The 16,403-nt window shown below is 35.9% G+C and carries 16 protein-coding genes and 1 pseudogene; 3 read left to right on the forward strand and 14 right to left on the reverse strand.

From position 1 onward, the window contains the following. The 4 genes from ACUXVC_RS15450 to ACUXVC_RS15465 form a co-directional block, all read right to left on the reverse strand. On the reverse strand, positions 1-753 hold the full coding sequence (locus ACUXVC_RS15450; protein WP_144465325.1) for an IclR family transcriptional regulator: 753 nt from the start codon (positions 751-753) through the stop codon (positions 1-3). 155 nt (positions 754-908) lie between these two features. Then, positions 909-1,460, reverse strand: a complete 552-nt coding sequence (lepB, locus tag ACUXVC_RS15455) for a signal peptidase I (RefSeq protein ID WP_000662490.1) — start codon at positions 1,458-1,460, stop codon at positions 909-911. A gap of 23 nt (positions 1,461-1,483) precedes the next feature. Further along, the gene (locus ACUXVC_RS15460; protein ID WP_000895119.1) at positions 1,484-2,161 is read right to left on the reverse strand and encodes a copper homeostasis protein CutC; all 678 of its coding nucleotides are present in this window, start codon (positions 2,159-2,161) and stop codon (positions 1,484-1,486) included. Positions 2,162-2,359: 198 nt separating this feature from the next. Then, on the reverse strand, positions 2,360-3,067 hold the full coding sequence (locus tag ACUXVC_RS15465) for an ArsR/SmtB family transcription factor (RefSeq protein ID WP_001103806.1): 708 nt from the start codon (positions 3,065-3,067) through the stop codon (positions 2,360-2,362). Between the two features lie 69 nt (positions 3,068-3,136). Here ACUXVC_RS15465 and ACUXVC_RS15470 point away from each other — a divergent pair. Continuing rightward, positions 3,137-3,606 (forward strand): annotated as a pseudogene (locus tag ACUXVC_RS15470) (DinB family protein). Between the two features lie 215 nt (positions 3,607-3,821). Here the strand turns inward: ACUXVC_RS15470 and ACUXVC_RS15475 are convergent. The 8 genes from ACUXVC_RS15475 to ACUXVC_RS15510 form a co-directional block, all read right to left on the reverse strand. Then, positions 3,822-4,970, reverse strand: a complete 1,149-nt coding sequence (locus tag ACUXVC_RS15475) for an acyl-CoA dehydrogenase family protein (RefSeq protein ID WP_095690621.1) — start codon at positions 4,968-4,970, stop codon at positions 3,822-3,824. Positions 4,971-5,124: 154 nt separating this feature from the next. After that, the gene (locus ACUXVC_RS15480) at positions 5,125-5,757 is read right to left on the reverse strand and encodes a YdcF family protein (protein WP_000662218.1); all 633 of its coding nucleotides are present in this window, start codon (positions 5,755-5,757) and stop codon (positions 5,125-5,127) included. A gap of 329 nt (positions 5,758-6,086) precedes the next feature. Further along, positions 6,087-6,674: a GNAT family N-acetyltransferase gene (locus ACUXVC_RS15485; RefSeq protein WP_089171358.1), complete on the reverse strand. Its 588-nt coding sequence runs from the start codon at positions 6,672-6,674 to the stop codon at positions 6,087-6,089. A 220-nt stretch (positions 6,675-6,894) separates the two neighbouring features. Next, entirely contained in the window at positions 6,895-8,223 is a 1,329-nt protein-coding gene (locus tag ACUXVC_RS15490) for a YjiH family protein (RefSeq protein ID WP_089171359.1), read from the reverse strand. A 111-nt stretch (positions 8,224-8,334) separates the two neighbouring features. After that, complete coding sequence (locus tag ACUXVC_RS15495) at positions 8,335-9,213, reverse strand: aminoglycoside phosphotransferase family protein (RefSeq protein WP_098127578.1); 879 nt, start codon at positions 9,211-9,213, stop codon at positions 8,335-8,337. Then, positions 9,214-9,729: a GNAT family N-acetyltransferase gene (locus ACUXVC_RS15500; protein ID WP_089171361.1), complete on the reverse strand. Its 516-nt coding sequence runs from the start codon at positions 9,727-9,729 to the stop codon at positions 9,214-9,216. Between the two features lie 23 nt (positions 9,730-9,752). After that, complete coding sequence (locus tag ACUXVC_RS15505) at positions 9,753-10,220, reverse strand: DUF2691 family protein (protein ID WP_000820194.1); 468 nt, start codon at positions 10,218-10,220, stop codon at positions 9,753-9,755. A gap of 210 nt (positions 10,221-10,430) precedes the next feature. Continuing rightward, positions 10,431-10,865, reverse strand: coding sequence for a ferritin-like domain-containing protein (locus ACUXVC_RS15510; protein WP_000282830.1), 435 nt, complete (start codon positions 10,863-10,865; stop codon positions 10,431-10,433). Between the two features lie 309 nt (positions 10,866-11,174). Between ACUXVC_RS15510 and ACUXVC_RS15515 the strand changes: the two genes are divergently transcribed. Continuing rightward, positions 11,175-11,681, forward strand: a complete 507-nt coding sequence (locus ACUXVC_RS15515) for a GNAT family N-acetyltransferase (RefSeq protein ID WP_089171362.1) — start codon at positions 11,175-11,177, stop codon at positions 11,679-11,681. A gap of 105 nt (positions 11,682-11,786) precedes the next feature. On the opposite strand, the gene ACUXVC_RS15520 is transcribed toward ACUXVC_RS15515, so the two are convergent. Further along, complete coding sequence (locus tag ACUXVC_RS15520; RefSeq protein ID WP_446025745.1) at positions 11,787-12,968, reverse strand: YhgE/Pip domain-containing protein; 1,182 nt, start codon at positions 12,966-12,968, stop codon at positions 11,787-11,789. Between the two features lie 171 nt (positions 12,969-13,139). On the opposite strand from ACUXVC_RS15520, the gene ACUXVC_RS15525 reads away from it, so the two are divergent. Beyond that, positions 13,140-13,757, forward strand: coding sequence for a TetR/AcrR family transcriptional regulator (locus ACUXVC_RS15525; protein ID WP_088021883.1), 618 nt, complete (start codon positions 13,140-13,142; stop codon positions 13,755-13,757). A 104-nt stretch (positions 13,758-13,861) separates the two neighbouring features. On the opposite strand, the gene ACUXVC_RS15530 is transcribed toward ACUXVC_RS15525, so the two are convergent. Further along, the gene (locus tag ACUXVC_RS15530; protein WP_095690618.1) at positions 13,862-16,249 is read right to left on the reverse strand and encodes an immune inhibitor A domain-containing protein; all 2,388 of its coding nucleotides are present in this window, start codon (positions 16,247-16,249) and stop codon (positions 13,862-13,864) included. Positions 16,250-16,403: the final 154 nt, after the last annotated feature.

Consider the following 16,403-nt stretch of genomic DNA (forward strand, 5'->3'; position numbering starts at 1 on the left):
CTATACCAAAAAGCCGAGTTCTTTCGAAATGCGATGTGCTGTTTCTTTCACCTTAGCGATAAAATATGAAATGTTACTTTCGCTGTACTCAATTGCTAATCCCGAAATACTCATACCTGCTACAACCGTTCCATCACTTGCGTAAATGGGCGCTGCTATTGCGGCTGTATGATTTTCTAACTCAGAATAACTAATTGTGTAGCCTTCCTTTTTTGCCATTTGCAACACTTCTAGCAATTGTTCCTTATCCACAATTGTTCCATCTGCAAACTGTTTTAAATCCACTTCCTCTATGTATCTCCGTTTCTCTTCCTCAGAAAAATACGATAGTAAAATTCTCGGACATGCACCAGCATAAAGCGGTGCTCTTCTTCCAACCGCCGTATACACGCGTACTGGCTGAACACCTTCCATCTTTTCAACATAAATTGCGTCATTACCATCTTGAATTATTAAATTAACTGCCTGTCCTAAACTATCTCTAAGCTCTTTCATATAAGGAATTGCTATATTCCTTACTGATAATCGTTGTGAAACAAGTTGACCGAACCGTAAAAATACGACCCCTAAACGATATTTCCCCTTTTCGTTTTTTTGTAAAAACTCCATCTCTTCTAACGAGCCAATTAAACGATAAACAGATGTTTTCGGCATATTTGTAAGCTGAACCATCTCAGTTAAACTTAACTCTTCATGCGCATAAAACAACTCTAAAATATCCATTGTCTTAACTGCCGTTTTATTTATACTCATTCTATCTCCCTTTCGTTCCGAATTACGGAACTTAAATTCCATTTTTCGAAACAAACATATAATTTAAAATTATAAAATATTCTTTCAATTCTATCAATAGATTTTAAGCAAATAAAAAAGTATGGAAGAATATCTCTCCCATACTTCACCACACTTTATAACGCTCTTACTTGTTTTAACGGCCAGAAAACAGCTTGTCCTTTTCCGACAATTTCATCTTCTGAAATAAAGCCAAACATGCGACCATCCTTAGAAACTTCACGATTATCCCCTAAAACAAATACTTGGCCTTCTGGCACTTTCGTTTTCCCTGTGATTTGTTCTAACGTAAAGTCTGGAGTTAATACACGGCCTACTGCTTTTTCTTTAAACTGTTTTAAATATGGTTCTTCCATCGCTTTTCCGTTTACATATAAAACATCATTTTTATACTCAACTGTATCGCCTGGCAAACCAATTACTCGTTTTACTAAATCGTATCCTTCTTTTCCGTGGAAGACGATAATATCAAAGCGATCTAATCCACTTATACTATAACCAATCTTATTCACGAGAACTCGTTCGTTATTTTCTAAAGTGGGCATCATTGATTCACCTTGTACTAAAGAAGGTGTAAATAAAACACCGCGAATAATAGCAATTAATACAAGGGTAAACCCTATTGTTTTAGCCCAAGAGAATAATTCTTTCTTCGTATTTTCCTTCATCGTTTCTCCTCTTTCTTAAGCACTTATTTTATTATTTCAACTAATTCTTGTACTAAATTAGGATCTATTTCAGAAAAACATGATTTTCCTTCTCTTACCGCTGTACCGACATGCGCCTGCGTGATTCCAGTTTCATCTAGCAATCGCTTTATATTTTCTTTCGTCACGCCAGCTCCAGCTACAAGCTGAATTTGACCATCACTTACCTTTTGCATTTCTGTAAGCACCGGAATATTCTCTACTATATTTCCTTGTCCACCTGAAGTTAAAACGTGAGTCACTTTATGAAACTTCTTTAAAGTGCTCATCGCTTCTACTGGATTTTTTATATCATCTATCGCACGGTGGTACGTTACATTTATTCCATCTACAACAGATAGTAAATCCGCTAATTTCTCTTCATCCACTTCATTTCGTTCGTTTAATACGCCTAATACTACACCAGCTGCTCCTAACTTCTGTGCAACTATAATATCTTCTTTCATCATTTCAATTTCTTCTTCCGTATATGTAAAAGACTTCGCATGCGGACGAATCATAACATGAATTGGTATACTTACCACTTCTACCGCTTTTTTTATAAAAGCATAACTCGGTGTTAAACCACCTTCTGTATAAGATGAAATTAATTCAATCCGCTTCCCGCCAGCACTTTCAATTCGTTTTACATCTTCTAAACATGTTGCAATAACCTCTAGCATGAGATGACCTCTTTTCGTGCTTTTTTCTTATTATAACATTAGTAAAAATAAGAAGCCTAGCTTTCTCCTTTAAAACTTAAAAAAGAAGAATGAAAAGAAAGATTTTTTATTGGCAACGATTATTGGTAACATCCTATTATTCATGTACACTCCTACCATAATGAAAAAAGCCCTTCATTTTGACGGATTTTTCTAATTTCAAGCTTTTCTTTCCTCAGTTTTCAGATCAATGCCTAATTGATCTTCCAATAACTTTACACCTTTCTTTGTAAGATGGACAGCTCGGTTCTTATCCGTTTTCGTAATCCATCCCTGTTCAAAAAGCAGTTTTGCAATTGCAGACCCTAACCAACCAGAAATATGGTAACGCCGTTCACTCCAATCAAGGCAAGGTTTTGCAAATACCCTCCTTTTTGTATCTGCCTCATCAACATTTATTCCAAAATTCAGAAACCATTTCTTACCTTGTTCCGTTACAATGTATTCTCCATCCTCTAAAATTATAAATTGCCTATCTAGTAATTTTTCAGTTATCTCTACACCGAGTTTGCCTGCAAGATGATCATAACAAGTTCGAGCATAACGAATTTGTTTTAGTTGGCTTGATTGTTTTAAAGAGCGAACTTGAACTGTTGGTGCAATTGTCCCTAACTTTTCAAGCACTTCTGCAACTTCTTGATTAGCAAGTCGATAGTAACGATGTCTACCATGTTGTTCAACTGTAAGTAAATTCCCTTCTACTAATTTAGAAAGATGCGAACTAATTGTTGGATGTGACACTTTTGCCATATAAGCCAATTCACTAGCAGGTAGTGCCTGATTATTCATTAGACAATCTAAGATGATTGCTCTTGTAGGTTCAGCAATTAGTTTAGCTATATATGAGATATTCGGATATACATTCATATTTCGATGATACCCTAACTATTAAATTGATACAATTATTTTAAGTTTAATAGTAAAGGAGAATGTATTATGAATGCAATTGATCTTAGTATATTAAATTTAAAAGAAACGAGAGGCGCTCAGAAAAATTATGGAATTCTCTTCCCGATAATTTTCTTAATTGGAAGCCTGATCCTGAGGCTATGTCCTTAGGTGAAATGATTCGTCACGTATGGAGCTCAACTTTTTACTATCATATGATTATAAAAAACAACGGTTCAATAAACGACATACGTACCCCGTATGATGACGAGCCAATTACTTGTGTAAAAAAAGAAATTGAATTGGCACAATCACACTTTACTGACTTCATAGAATATGTTCAATCAATAAGCATAGCCGAGCTAGATTCAAGACTTATTGATAGAAGTGATGTTGGCTATCAACGATATTTAGGTGATATGCTATTACGAATTGCCTATCATGATGCGGTCCATGCGGGTCAATTTTTACAATATTTGCGAATGGTTAACTTGGAAAGACCTTTAATTTGGGATTAAATACGAAAAATGTTTATACAGCCTCCAAACTGGCATTACAATAAGAATTTTTCAACAAGAAACAATCACAACACCATGATAATCATTTATATTAAAAACCTACATCTCCATTAAGTACTTCATACACATAAAAAGCACGGGTTTGATTACTAATCAAACCCGTGCTTTCAAAACAACTATAATATCCATAAACAATAAAATGTAAACTTCAAAAATCACGACCGAAACGCCGCATCCGCCAGCATAGACAATGTTGCATCATCCATCGGTGGATTGTGTAATCCTGCTCTGACATTTAAATAGTAACGATGAAGCGGATTTTTTTCTGATAAACTTTTTGCTCCTACGATGCGCATTGATTTATCCACTATGGATATCGCCGCATTTGTTACGGCGTATTTCACTGCCGCTAATTCTGCTTGCAGTGACAGTTTATCTTCTGCCTCATCGTATTTTTTCGCAATTTGATATAAAAAGACGCGAGCTTGCATAAGCTCGAGTTCTAATTCTCCAACTAATTTTCTAACATTCGGTAATAAACTAATAGAATGGTTTAAACTATTTGGCTTGTATGATCCCGCAAATTGAACTGCATAATTTCTTGCTGATTGTGCGATTCCTAAATAACATGCTGGTATATGTAGCAACCAGCCAATACCCTTTTGTTTCACTTTCCCGCCTTTTACATCCGTAAAAAAGCGGTTGTCTATCTCTACATTTTGTAAGACAAGGTCGTGGCTAGCAGTCCCTCGCATTGCAACGCTATCCCACGTTTCTTCAATAGATACACCGAGTGTATTTCTTGGAATAACAAACTCACCAACTTCTTCTTGGCCTTCCATACTTGCTGAAATAATAAAATAATCAAGTACTGGCGCCATCGTTGTAAAAGTTTTCCTTCCATTTATAACCCACTTCTCGCCTTGTTGAACCGCTATTGTTTCTGGTTTGCCGCCACGCGTCGGACTCCCTGTTTTCGGTTCTGTTGCTGCCCTGTTAAAGAGCGCACCATTGCTTACTTCTTCGCAAAACCATTTGAACATCTCATCATTCCAAGAGCGATTTTCCGCTAGCTCTTTCACAATGCCAAGATGCCAGCCAATCGATAATGCAGTAGCTCCGCAGCCTTCCGCGATTTTCTCTTGAAATAAAACGAAGTCATATAAAGAAATCGCACTACCACCAAATTCCTTCGGTAACGTTAATTTCGTATATCCGATATCTTTCAAATCATTTATATTTTCATACGGAAATGATCCTAATTCACTTAGCTGATGCTCCCTTTCCATGAACTTCGGAATCAATTTATTTATTTTCTCAATAATTAAAGACTGTTCTTCTGTTTCAACAAATGAGAGTGCCATACTATAATCTCCTTTATGCTCGATTCATAAACCGTTCATTTTGTCATTATGATTATATGAAGCTACCTCTCTATTGTTTCACTATTCCGATAAAAATACAATGTTTTTGACTAATAAGAAAAGTTCCTATTTAAGGATAGATCCTTTTCTTATATTAGTCCCCCTTCAATGCTTTTAACGGCAAAGAGGTTACATATCCAATATACGAGAATAATTCTTTAAAGAAGAATGGTATTTCTGTATCTAACGTTTTATATGCTGATGTCGGCGTTGGTGAAGCATACGCTTCAATATTAATATGTTTTGCGATTCTCATTGCGCGTTTCATATGAAGTGGATCACTTACAATCGTGTATGTTTGTATGCCGTTCTCTATTCCAACTTGCTTCGCATTTTTTAAATTTTCTTCAGTGAAAAGGGATTTAGTTTCAATTAAAATATCTTCCTCTTTTACACCTTGTTTCATTGCATATACTCTTGCAGTACGTGCTTCCTCAAGTTCTGCCTCGAACTTTGTACCACCTGTAAAAATAATCTTTTTAATATTTCCGTTCCTATATAAAGAAATCGCATGATTAATTCTTTCTTTAAATACAGGAGATGGTTTTCCGTTCCATGAAGCTGCGCCTAGTACGATACCAGCATCCGTTTTCACGTCATCATTTGCTTTAAAACGATAACTCCAAATATCGTAAGCTGCATAACTTACATATAAAATAGCAGAACAAATCATTAGTAAAAATACTTGAAAGATTCGTCTTTTCTTACTCTTCTTATTTTCTTTCATTTGTAATTGCCTCCGTACATCATCCATACTTCTATAAAAAACATTTATATCAAATCGTTTTGTTTGAGTTTATTTAAAAGAAGGAACTTTACTTGTTATTTATGTATAAAAGGGTTTTCATTTAAAATTGAGGATTATCAATTCATTTTCATTTGCGGTTTTCATTACATTTTTTAAATTCATAAGTTTATTACCATACAACTACATTGTAACGAATTTTTTCTCAGAAGGGAACGATGAAACAAAAGGAATTAAAATAAAGTAGCATTTTGTAAGAAAAAAGGTATATTTTTCATGCCTCACGAACAATATACCTTTCAAAACACGAATTATAACTTTTCTTTATACAACTCTGATTTTTCTAACATTTTCTCTTTTACGCCTGGCCATTCACTCGAGATAATACTGTACACCACCGCATCTCTCACATAACCATTCGGTAATTTTCTTTCATTTCTAAGCACACCCTCTTTTACTGCGCCTAACCTTTCAATTGCTCGTTGTGCTTTTTCATTTCTTGCATCCGTCTTAATTTGCACTCTCAGCATATGCAATTTTTCAAAAGCATACTGAAGAAGCATATACTTACACTCTGTATTTATACTCGTACGTTGCACACTCGGATGATACCACGTTTGCCCTAACTCAACTGTCTTATCTTCTACTGAAATATTATATAAACGTGTACTTCCTACAATCTTATTCGTCTGTTGATCTACGACTACGAAAGGTATTTGAGTACCTCTTCCGTAACCCTTTATCGCTTTTTGAACGTATTGTTGCATATCTTGCACACTATCCATTTTAGAGATTAAATACGCCCAAATATCCCGATTTCCTTCTACAATCGAAAACAAAGTTTCGACATCAGTATTATCCATTAACCGCAACTTTGCTCTTTCGTGAATAATTTCCATTTTTAAGCCCCCTTTGTTGTTACTATAACATATCATTAACATCGTTTTATTAATATATAAAATAAATTCACACCATAAATATATAGTACATCTAAAAATAAAAAATGCGATGCCTTTATTCAAGCATCGCACTTATAATTTCGCACTACCTACGATTTTAAGATAAATATTTATTTACACAAGTTAGTAAACGCCATATATTTAGAACTTACATTATAGTTCAAAGCAACAAATAAGCAATCGGCGTAATGATAAGCAACGTTAAAATCGTTCTCTGCACATACAGAATAATAAGTTCAGATACTTTTAACGGAATATCTGTTGATAATATACAAGGAATGGAAGCGGAGAAAAACAAAATAGATGATACGGAAACAACTGCAATAACAAACTTTGTCACGAGTGGTGCACTTACTACTAATAATGACGGTAAAAACATTTCTGCAATACCAACTGATGCGGCTTTAGCAGCTAAGTCTGCTTCCGGTAATTGTAATAGCCATGTAAATGGATAGAAAATATAACTGATCCAATCAAATATTGGCGTGAACTTCGCTAAGACGATACCAATTAATCCTACTGACATAATGGATGGTAAAATTCCCATCGTCATAATAAATCCATCTTTTAAATTCACTGCAATATTTTTCATAATGCTCGGTGCAGACTTTGATACTTCTAACGCATCTTCCCAAGCACGTTCTAACATTTTCTCTTTATAAACAGGCTCTGGGAACCCTTCTTCTGTTACATATGTATCTGGTTTTCTACTGAGGGGCGGGATTCTTACGGTGATAGCAGTCACGATGAATGTTACAACAAGCGTAGTCCAAAAATAAACATTCCATAAATGCATAATATCTAATGTTTTTGCGATGATGATCATAAATGTAGCGGATACTGTAGAAAATCCTGTAGCGATAATCGCCGCTTCTTTTGTCGTATACTTTCCTTCTTTATACACGCGGTTCGTAATAAGAAGGGCAAGCGAATAACTTCCAACGAAGGACGCAACTGCATCAATCGCCGATCTCCCAGGCGTATTCCATAATGGCCTCATAATCGGACGACAAAATGTACCGATAAATTCAAGCAATCCATATCCGACTAATAACGCTAAAAACGCCGAGCCAATTGGAACGAGCAAACTTACTGATATGACTAGCTTCTCATACAAAAACGGCCCAACATCTGGCGCAAAGAACCAAGCTGGTCCTACTTTTAAACAATATAATATGCCGAAAACAACGCCAACTACTTTTAAAATAGAAAAACAAATGTCTACGATAGATGCATTCCATTTCTTCGTATAAAATGGATAAATCGCACCAATCGCCATAACAAATAATGCATAATAAGGTACTACGCCTGGAACTGAAGCCCTAATCCACGATACGATATGATCAATCATAATAGACGATTCACCGTTTATCGTAACAGGAACGAAAAACATAAACACCCCAACGAGACTAGCAAGTATAAACCGAAGAATAATCCCCTTCTCTCGCCCTGTCTTAATTACATTACTCTTTAATTCAATTTCACTCAAAATTCGACACCTCCTATTATCTAAATATTCTGTATAATAATGTTGTATTCCTTCTTTCCATTTCTACTATTTAATCATATGAAAAAGCCTATTTTAAAATAGGCTTTTCTATTACCCTTTATAATCATCCACAATCACTTGAATGACACGATAAGATTCTTCTGCCACCTTCTCATTACTATCCCTATTCGCGTCATATGTAATTAACGCCTTCCAAAGTGCCCATCCTCTCGCTCTATTCCACGTTTCTTCATCCATGCGTAATACTTCTTTAAATACATTTCTACTATTTTCATCAAAAAACGTCCAAGCCATCGCTGCATCACAAGCAGGATCTCCTACGCCTAAAATACCAAAATCAATTACAGCACAAAGTTTTCCATCTTTAACGAGTAAATTCCCCGGTGCTACATCTCCATGAATCCAAACTGGCTTACGGTCCCATATTGAACTAAGTGCTAAATTCCAAAGGTGCTTTAATAATGCCTCGTCAAAAACATCCTTATTATTTTCAATAGCAACTCTCGCCTCTTCATCATATACCGATATAAGTCCGCCCCGGTAAAAATTATGCGGTCCAGCTAAAGGGCCTTTACTCGCATTAATAGATTGCAATTCTACTAAAAAAGATCCTAAGTCCGCTGCAAATTCATTTAAATCACGAACGTTTTGTTTCGTAACTGTTTCTCCCTCTATCCACTTATTAATAGACCAAGGCAATGGATACGCTTCAGACGGATTTCCTTTCGCAATTGGTGTAGAAATTGGTAAAGAAAGTCCCTTACTTAATATAGGGAGCCAACTATTTTCTTTCTCTACTTGCGGTGCATATGCCACATCACTTGGCAATCTTACACTCATCTCATCCCCTAAGTGAAACGTCCTATTATCATGCCCACTAAACTTTACAGGTTTCACTTCTAAATGGGCCCATTCAGGAAACTGTTCCTGTATTAACTTTTCAACTAAACTTACGTTAATTGGATGCATTCACATTCTCCTTTTCTTTTGAAACTTACTAAGCCCATCCGTACTCCCAACATATTCAAACTCATTTTTCTTATAAAAATCATTCAACGTACGATTATGCCCCACGCAATCTAACTTCAAATACTCTTTGTCATGTTGTACATTCTCTTCTATCCACTGTAAAATCCATTCTCCAATTCCGTTCCCCTTATACTTCCGTTTCACCGCAAATCTATGAATATATAATGAATTAGAAACTTCCTCTTTACCAAAAATATGTTCATCCCATTCATTTTGTTTAGGAGAAACTGTAACCGTACCAACTATTTCATCTTCTTTCAGAACAACATATGTATATTTCTCTCTTATACATTCTAGTATTTCAGCCGTAGCTTCCTCTCCTAAAAGATACTGCCACTGATCCACTTCTTTATATTGTAGCCATTGTGCTACCTCTTTTAATAGAGTTTTAATACTATCACTCTCATTTTCGGTAGCAATTCGAATTGTATATTCTTTACTTAGATTTCTCTCCATATTGCTGTTCCCCTTTCACATTACTACCATACTGACATACGAGTCCTTCCATCATTTTCATCTGTAATATATTCTACATACAATCCTTGATTCCGTGCGTTTTCATACATCATTTCAATCTCTTCTTGGTTTTTCACATAAATTTGTATGTAATCACCATCCGCTACTAATACGACTACTTCACACTTACTCTCCTTAAATTCTTCATATGTTTCAATTTCTCCTAGTACTTCCCCTTTTGGATATGCTTTTAAGTCTACAAATAAAAGATAATATATGTTGTCTTTTATTAGCTTTTTTAAAGCTGAACCTGCCATGATCTCGTTATCTTCTGAAAATAATTCTGGACCTAATTCATTCCCTACTATTATATAAGCTTCCTCCCTTCCCATGGCTTGCCAATCAAATGCAGTAATATCAATTGGCTTTAACACTTTCCAAAGTAAATTATCATATCCATCTAGAATATCTACTGTAATCCCTCTTTTCATATGCTTGCTCCTAACTTCTTCATTTTCATACATTATATATGAAATGTAATTACTATATTTTGTCGATACATATGTACATCATAAAAAACCGCTCCACTACTAGCGAAACGGTTTCCTTTTGCTTACATTTAAATATTTCATTCAATTGTTGGACTACGTTTTAAAATATTTTTTAATATATGCACCACATCATTCGTTCATTCTTAATGCTCACTTCGACTTCACGAAATAATATAAAAACCATACTGCATGATTTTGTTCATCCGCAGCTATTCTCCGTAACAACTCTTTCAGATGTGCATCCGATGTCTCATCTGAAATTTCCAAATAAAAATCTACTGTTTTTTGTTCATCTTGTATAGCGAACTCTAATCCTTGTAAATACGTATTTGGGCAGTCTTCAGTAATTTGTGGTTTTGGCTGCCTACCAGTTAAATTCGTATAAATTTGTACAAAGTTGTGGAAATGCTTTATTTCATCATTACGGATTTCAAGAATTTGTTTTTGTTCTACTTGATTTGGAGCCATATTCGCTAATTTTGCATAGCAGCTTATAGCGCTATACTCTCCATTTATAGCTTTTTCAATATCACTAATCAACTTATCATTCTGCCTATACCAATCATAATAATTCGAATTATACATCGTATCCCTCCATACTTTCGCTTAACATTTTATGCATTTAGAAATAGTAGGAGCCTGTGTATATAACAGGACAGCTTTAGAATGAAAGAAAAGTTTGAGAAAAGGGTCTATTTTGCAAAGGAATTGCTTATTCATAAAGTGAAACTATATTCAGTGGGGATTTTACTACACGACAAATAGCGGATAAAATATCACTATTTTTTTGTACGCTGTGGCTATAAATTCGCGAATGAATCAGGTTTCCAACCAGATGTGGTGTTGAGATGCGAAGCTATTATGAATCCAATCATATAACTAGGAGGTACCACTATGCCATCTTTATTTAAACCTATGGCCTTCCAGCTGAAAACCGAAAGACTTGAGCTTAGTATGTGGGAGGAATCCGATTCAGTTTGGATGAGAAAATTAATTGGCGAACGTGGTGTGGACATGCCAACCCTCGACTCCGTTCGTAGCCGGCTTATTGAGATGCGCAAAAAGGCAGACGAAAATGGCATTTCCCTTCTCACTATTCGGAGGAGAGACGAAGGCGATTTCATCGGATACTGCGGCTTAATTATCGGTCGTTCCACACTTGAAGAGCCGGAGATTGCATACGAGTTGTTTCGCAGCACCCATGGTAAAGGTTATGCAACTGAGGCGGCATCCGTTGTACTGGACGCTGCGATTGCTACTGGGCGCCATAGACTTTGGTCGACTGTAGGCGCTTGGAATATCGCTTCCCTCCGGGTACTAGAAAAGATAGGATTTAAGCGTCATCACAGTACGTGGGATGATGAACGTGGTGAGATTGTTTGGAACGTACGCGATCTTTAAAGATTCCGACTTAATTCTAAACACTACACTTTTCAACAATCAGGCATTTACATTGAGAAAAAATCACAAACAAGCCGTTTCACTAATTAGTGAAACGGCTTGTTTTTAAGCGTTCAATTCTGTTTTATGCCCTTTTACTACACTACGTTTGAATGTAGTTGCTAATATAGTAACCATACTTACTATACCAATCCAAACGAGTACAGTAACAGGTGTATTCCAGCTTAACCCTTTTCCGAAGAAGAAGATTTCTCTTAGGCCTTCAATCATAAATTTCATTGGTAACCATGAGTAAACCCAGTCTTGATAAAACGGAGACAACATCTCAGGTGCTAATGATAATAACGGCGCCCCGAAGAATAGTAATAAAGCGAATAAACCGATTCCTTTTAGCCCAACTAATGAAAGTACCGCAGATATCATTAAGAAGAAACTAAAAGAAGTAATGGATAAGAATAGAGCTGTATCCGTGAAGTTCGAAATATTTAATCCTACCATCCCATCTGCAATCCATGTAAGACCAAATCCAATTACAAGTGCCGCAATAGCTCCTGTTACGATTTGTTTTACTTTCAATATAAAGTTTTCTTTTCGTGAACTTACCGGTATTTTACTAATCGCAATAAAAATAATCGCTGCGCTCGCTAAACCTGCAATCCATAACGGCTGGAACAATGATATTGGTGAATTACCGTTCGCACTATTTTTGCCGACCTCATTCACATTTTTCACGTTCTTTACAATAGGTGTTACTAATTTCTCAGCTTGATCTGTTGTTACAGTAGCTCCTTTTGTTTTCAACCCTTCTAATATTTGTGTACGAACATTATTGTTCATATTATCAAACACGCCATTTAATATTTGTCCTGCCATAGTTGATGCAGCCGTATTCATTCCTTGATTAATATATATTTCTATCTCAGGTGAAGATGGCTGTGGTGTGCGTAACGATGCTTGTTTTGCACTAAATTCTTTCGAAATGACTAACGCTGCATAATACTCTTTATTATTTAACCCTTTTTGAACTGCTTCCTTATTCTTCACTTCTACCCACTTTACCGCAGGTTCTCCATCTGATTCCGATGATTTTTTCACCATATCAACAATTGTTTGCCCCATATTCATTTTCGGTTGATTTGGAATTTCTACACCTTGATCCTCATTTACAATTGCAATTGGCAAGTTTTTCGGCTGCGGTTGAACAGTTGGAAATAACGTTAATGAAAAAATAAAAACAACAAGTAGTGCAATAACTGGTGATAACAATAAAAGTTTATTTTTAAACATCTTCTTTTCTCCTCCTTTAATTTGATTTATAATAATCAACAACGTGTTGTTTATTTATATTTTGAATTATATGTTCGAGTTGAACCTTATACAATAATCAAAAATCGTGAATGTGTCGGTTATAAGACACATTTTCTAAATGTGTTGAGTAAAATTAAGGAGGGACATGCTTTGCGCGATAGTAATTTAGATTTGCGTGTTATTCGTACGAAAACTGCCATACGAAATGCATTGGTGGAGCTAATTGAAGAAAAGGGTTTTGACGCCATTACAGTGAAAGATATTACAACTAAAGCAAACATTAATCGCGGTACTTTCTATGCGCACTATCAAGATAAATTTGATTTAATGACAAAATGCCAAGAAGACATTATGTACGAGTTTTCTAACATTGCTAAACAGAAATTCCCGGAAGTTATTGCTGACCTTGGAACAAATCCTTCCCCAACAATGCCATTTATACTTATCACTTCTATTCTTGAATTTCTAAATGAAAATAGTGATTTTATGAGAGCTGTACTAAGTCCGAAAGGAGATTTATCTTTCCAAACAAAACTGAAAGACTTTATGTGGAAAACATTATTTGAAGATACGAATGGTCCTCTCATTAATAAGGAGAATTTACTTGTTCCAAGCGAATACTTAACTTCTTATATGGCATCTGCACATATAGGTGTCATCCAACAATGGTTAAATAATGGACAAAAAGAAACACCTGAGGAGATTGCTCGCTTTTTATCAACTATTGCAGTTCATGGACCTTTTTATGCAGCTGGTTTAAAAAAATAAGCCAGCTTGCTTAGTAATTTCTATTATTTTATTAATAACTTGAAATTTATGTTTCTGTAAAAAAAACTGTTGAAAGGACTTCCCCTTCAACAGCTTCTACATTATTAACGATATAAACGAACTGCACCTGCAGAATTATCATCTGCTTGTCCAACTACTTCAAATTTCAATCCGAATTTTGGTAATTTACGTCCTGCATCTGGGATTAAATCATTTATATACAATTTAGAGTCATCAAACTTCGTTACACCTGGTAATCCTTTGTAATCATATGTTCCACGTGTTGGAGATACGACTTTCCATGCTGGTGTTTGGTTAAGGGAGAACGCAGCATCTGCGATTTGGAATCGTGTACTATTTTTAACAGTTGGTTTTCCGTTTAGCGTTCCAATAATTGCCTCTGGGTGAGAGTCAACAACTCCTAAGAAACCTTCACCTGGATGTAAACCAACCCAATTATCTGTAAAGCTAGAGTCTGCATACCATACTAGAAGACCTGTATTATACGGTACACCACTGCTATATTTTAACGCTTGATCAGCACCAGCATAGTTTCTCCACTCTAAATAGTAGTTATGCTTTTTCTTATCAAAACCGTCTGCTACAACGAAACCATTTAATTTAAATTTCGTTTCGCCTTCTGCATCATCAGAGAACACAACATTTCCATCTACAGTTAATGTAGCATTATCAAAAGTAAAACCGGTCGGCGCTAAACCACCATCTGTAATGTATTCGAATACTAATTTTACTTTTTGACCTTTGAATTTGCTTAAATCATAAGACTTATCTACCCATTTACCATCTGTTGTGTCTAGACCATTTTTCACATTCTTTTCACCAATTCGATCCACTAACGTTTTCGTGCCATCTTCTTTCACTGCATGTACTTCAAGGAAATCATAATCCGTTTCGATTTCATACATTGATTTGTAATCAAACTTCGCGTTTGTTGCATTTGTTAAATCAAACACTGGCGTTTCTAATGTTGTATGAAGGTTATCACCTTTTGTACTATAGTAGTACTTCTTACCGAATGCAGGCTGAATACCTTTCACCTCTTTATCTGGTAAGTTAACGCGAATCAGTCCAGGACGATTTGATTTCGTTACACTTTGATCTAAATACGTCGCATAGCCAATACCACGATTTAATTTATTATAGTCAACCTCTACAATATTGGCCCAGTTTCCACCTATGTTCTTTTGAAAGAACTCTTTGTTTTGCGGAGAGAAACTCGGTGGCGTTGTTCCTGCAATCTTACCAGCCCAGCTACCGCCACTCATAACAGACCAGGAGTTAATTGGCTCACCTGCTCCTGTGTACTTCGTATCATACTCATCTGGAAGACCTAAATCATGACCAAATTCATGTGCGAATACACCAACCGCTCCGTCTTCTGGCTCAATTGTGTAGTCGTATGCTGCCATCTTACCGCCCCAGTTATCAACTTTTGCTTTTGTTCCTTCAATTGGATATGGTGTTCCAAGGTGCCAACGATGTGACCAAATTGCATCATCACCTAGTCTACCACCACCTCCATCTTGCCCAACTCCAGCGTGAATGACCATTAAGTGATCGATTAGACCATCTGGTTCATTTTTATTGCCATTACCATTATTGTCATATTGATCGTATTCGTCAAATTCAGATAAATCAATACCGCTTTCTACAGCCGCATTTAATGCCTCTTTTACAAAATCACGAGGTCCTTTCGGTCCCAGATTATCATGACCGCCATCTCCTGCATCTGCGCCATAATCTGCCGCATTACCAGGAACTGTCAACCACTTTGTTACTGTGCCATCTACTGTATAACTACCACCAGATTGCTCTTCATAATATTGTTTAAATGTTGGTACTTTTGAACCGTCAAAGAGTGTAAATGGCTCATTACCAAATAACATTTTTTGATAATGTTCTGGATTAAAATCATTTGAATACATATAACCTGGTACTTGATCAATATTGTTATGCTTAAAGTCAGCAAACTCTACTAGCAATACGAGAACTTTATCTTTACGAACATCACCGTTATATTGTTTTTGCTTCGCTGAAGTAGTTGGTACTTTGCCGTTTAATCCCCCTTTAATCGGCTCTTGTCCCGCTACTGGACCACTAGCAGGTTGATCTGCTTTTTCTTTCTCATCTGCTTTTGCATCTTTAACTTTTTTCAAAAAGTCAGCAGCTTCTCTCGTAACACTATCCCCCGCTGCTGGTTCTTTTCCCGCATTTTCTCCTTTTTTCTTCTCTACGTATTTTTCAACAGCTTTTAATGTGTCTTCTTTCGACGTAGATTCACTAATTACACCGCGTTTCTTGAGCGCATCTGCTAAACGCTCCTCTTGAATTAAATTTTCATCAATCGGACTTAAAGTTCCTCCATTAGACGACGTTGCCGCATAAACAGATTGACCCCCATACCCAAATGTGCAACTAAGCACAGCTGCCGCCGCAAGCGTAGACAGCACTTTAAAAGGCTTTTTCTTCATCCCTATTCCTCCCCAATATTAAATACGATACAACGTTTATATATTACGGAAAATTCAGATAATTATCAATGCATTGTCTGAATTTGTAATATTTTTGAAAAAATCCTTTGTTTTAGATGAACATACATTCTGATTCATCAATATTTCAGAAAAT

It is taken from the genome of Bacillus sp. N6 (assembly GCF_052805735.1).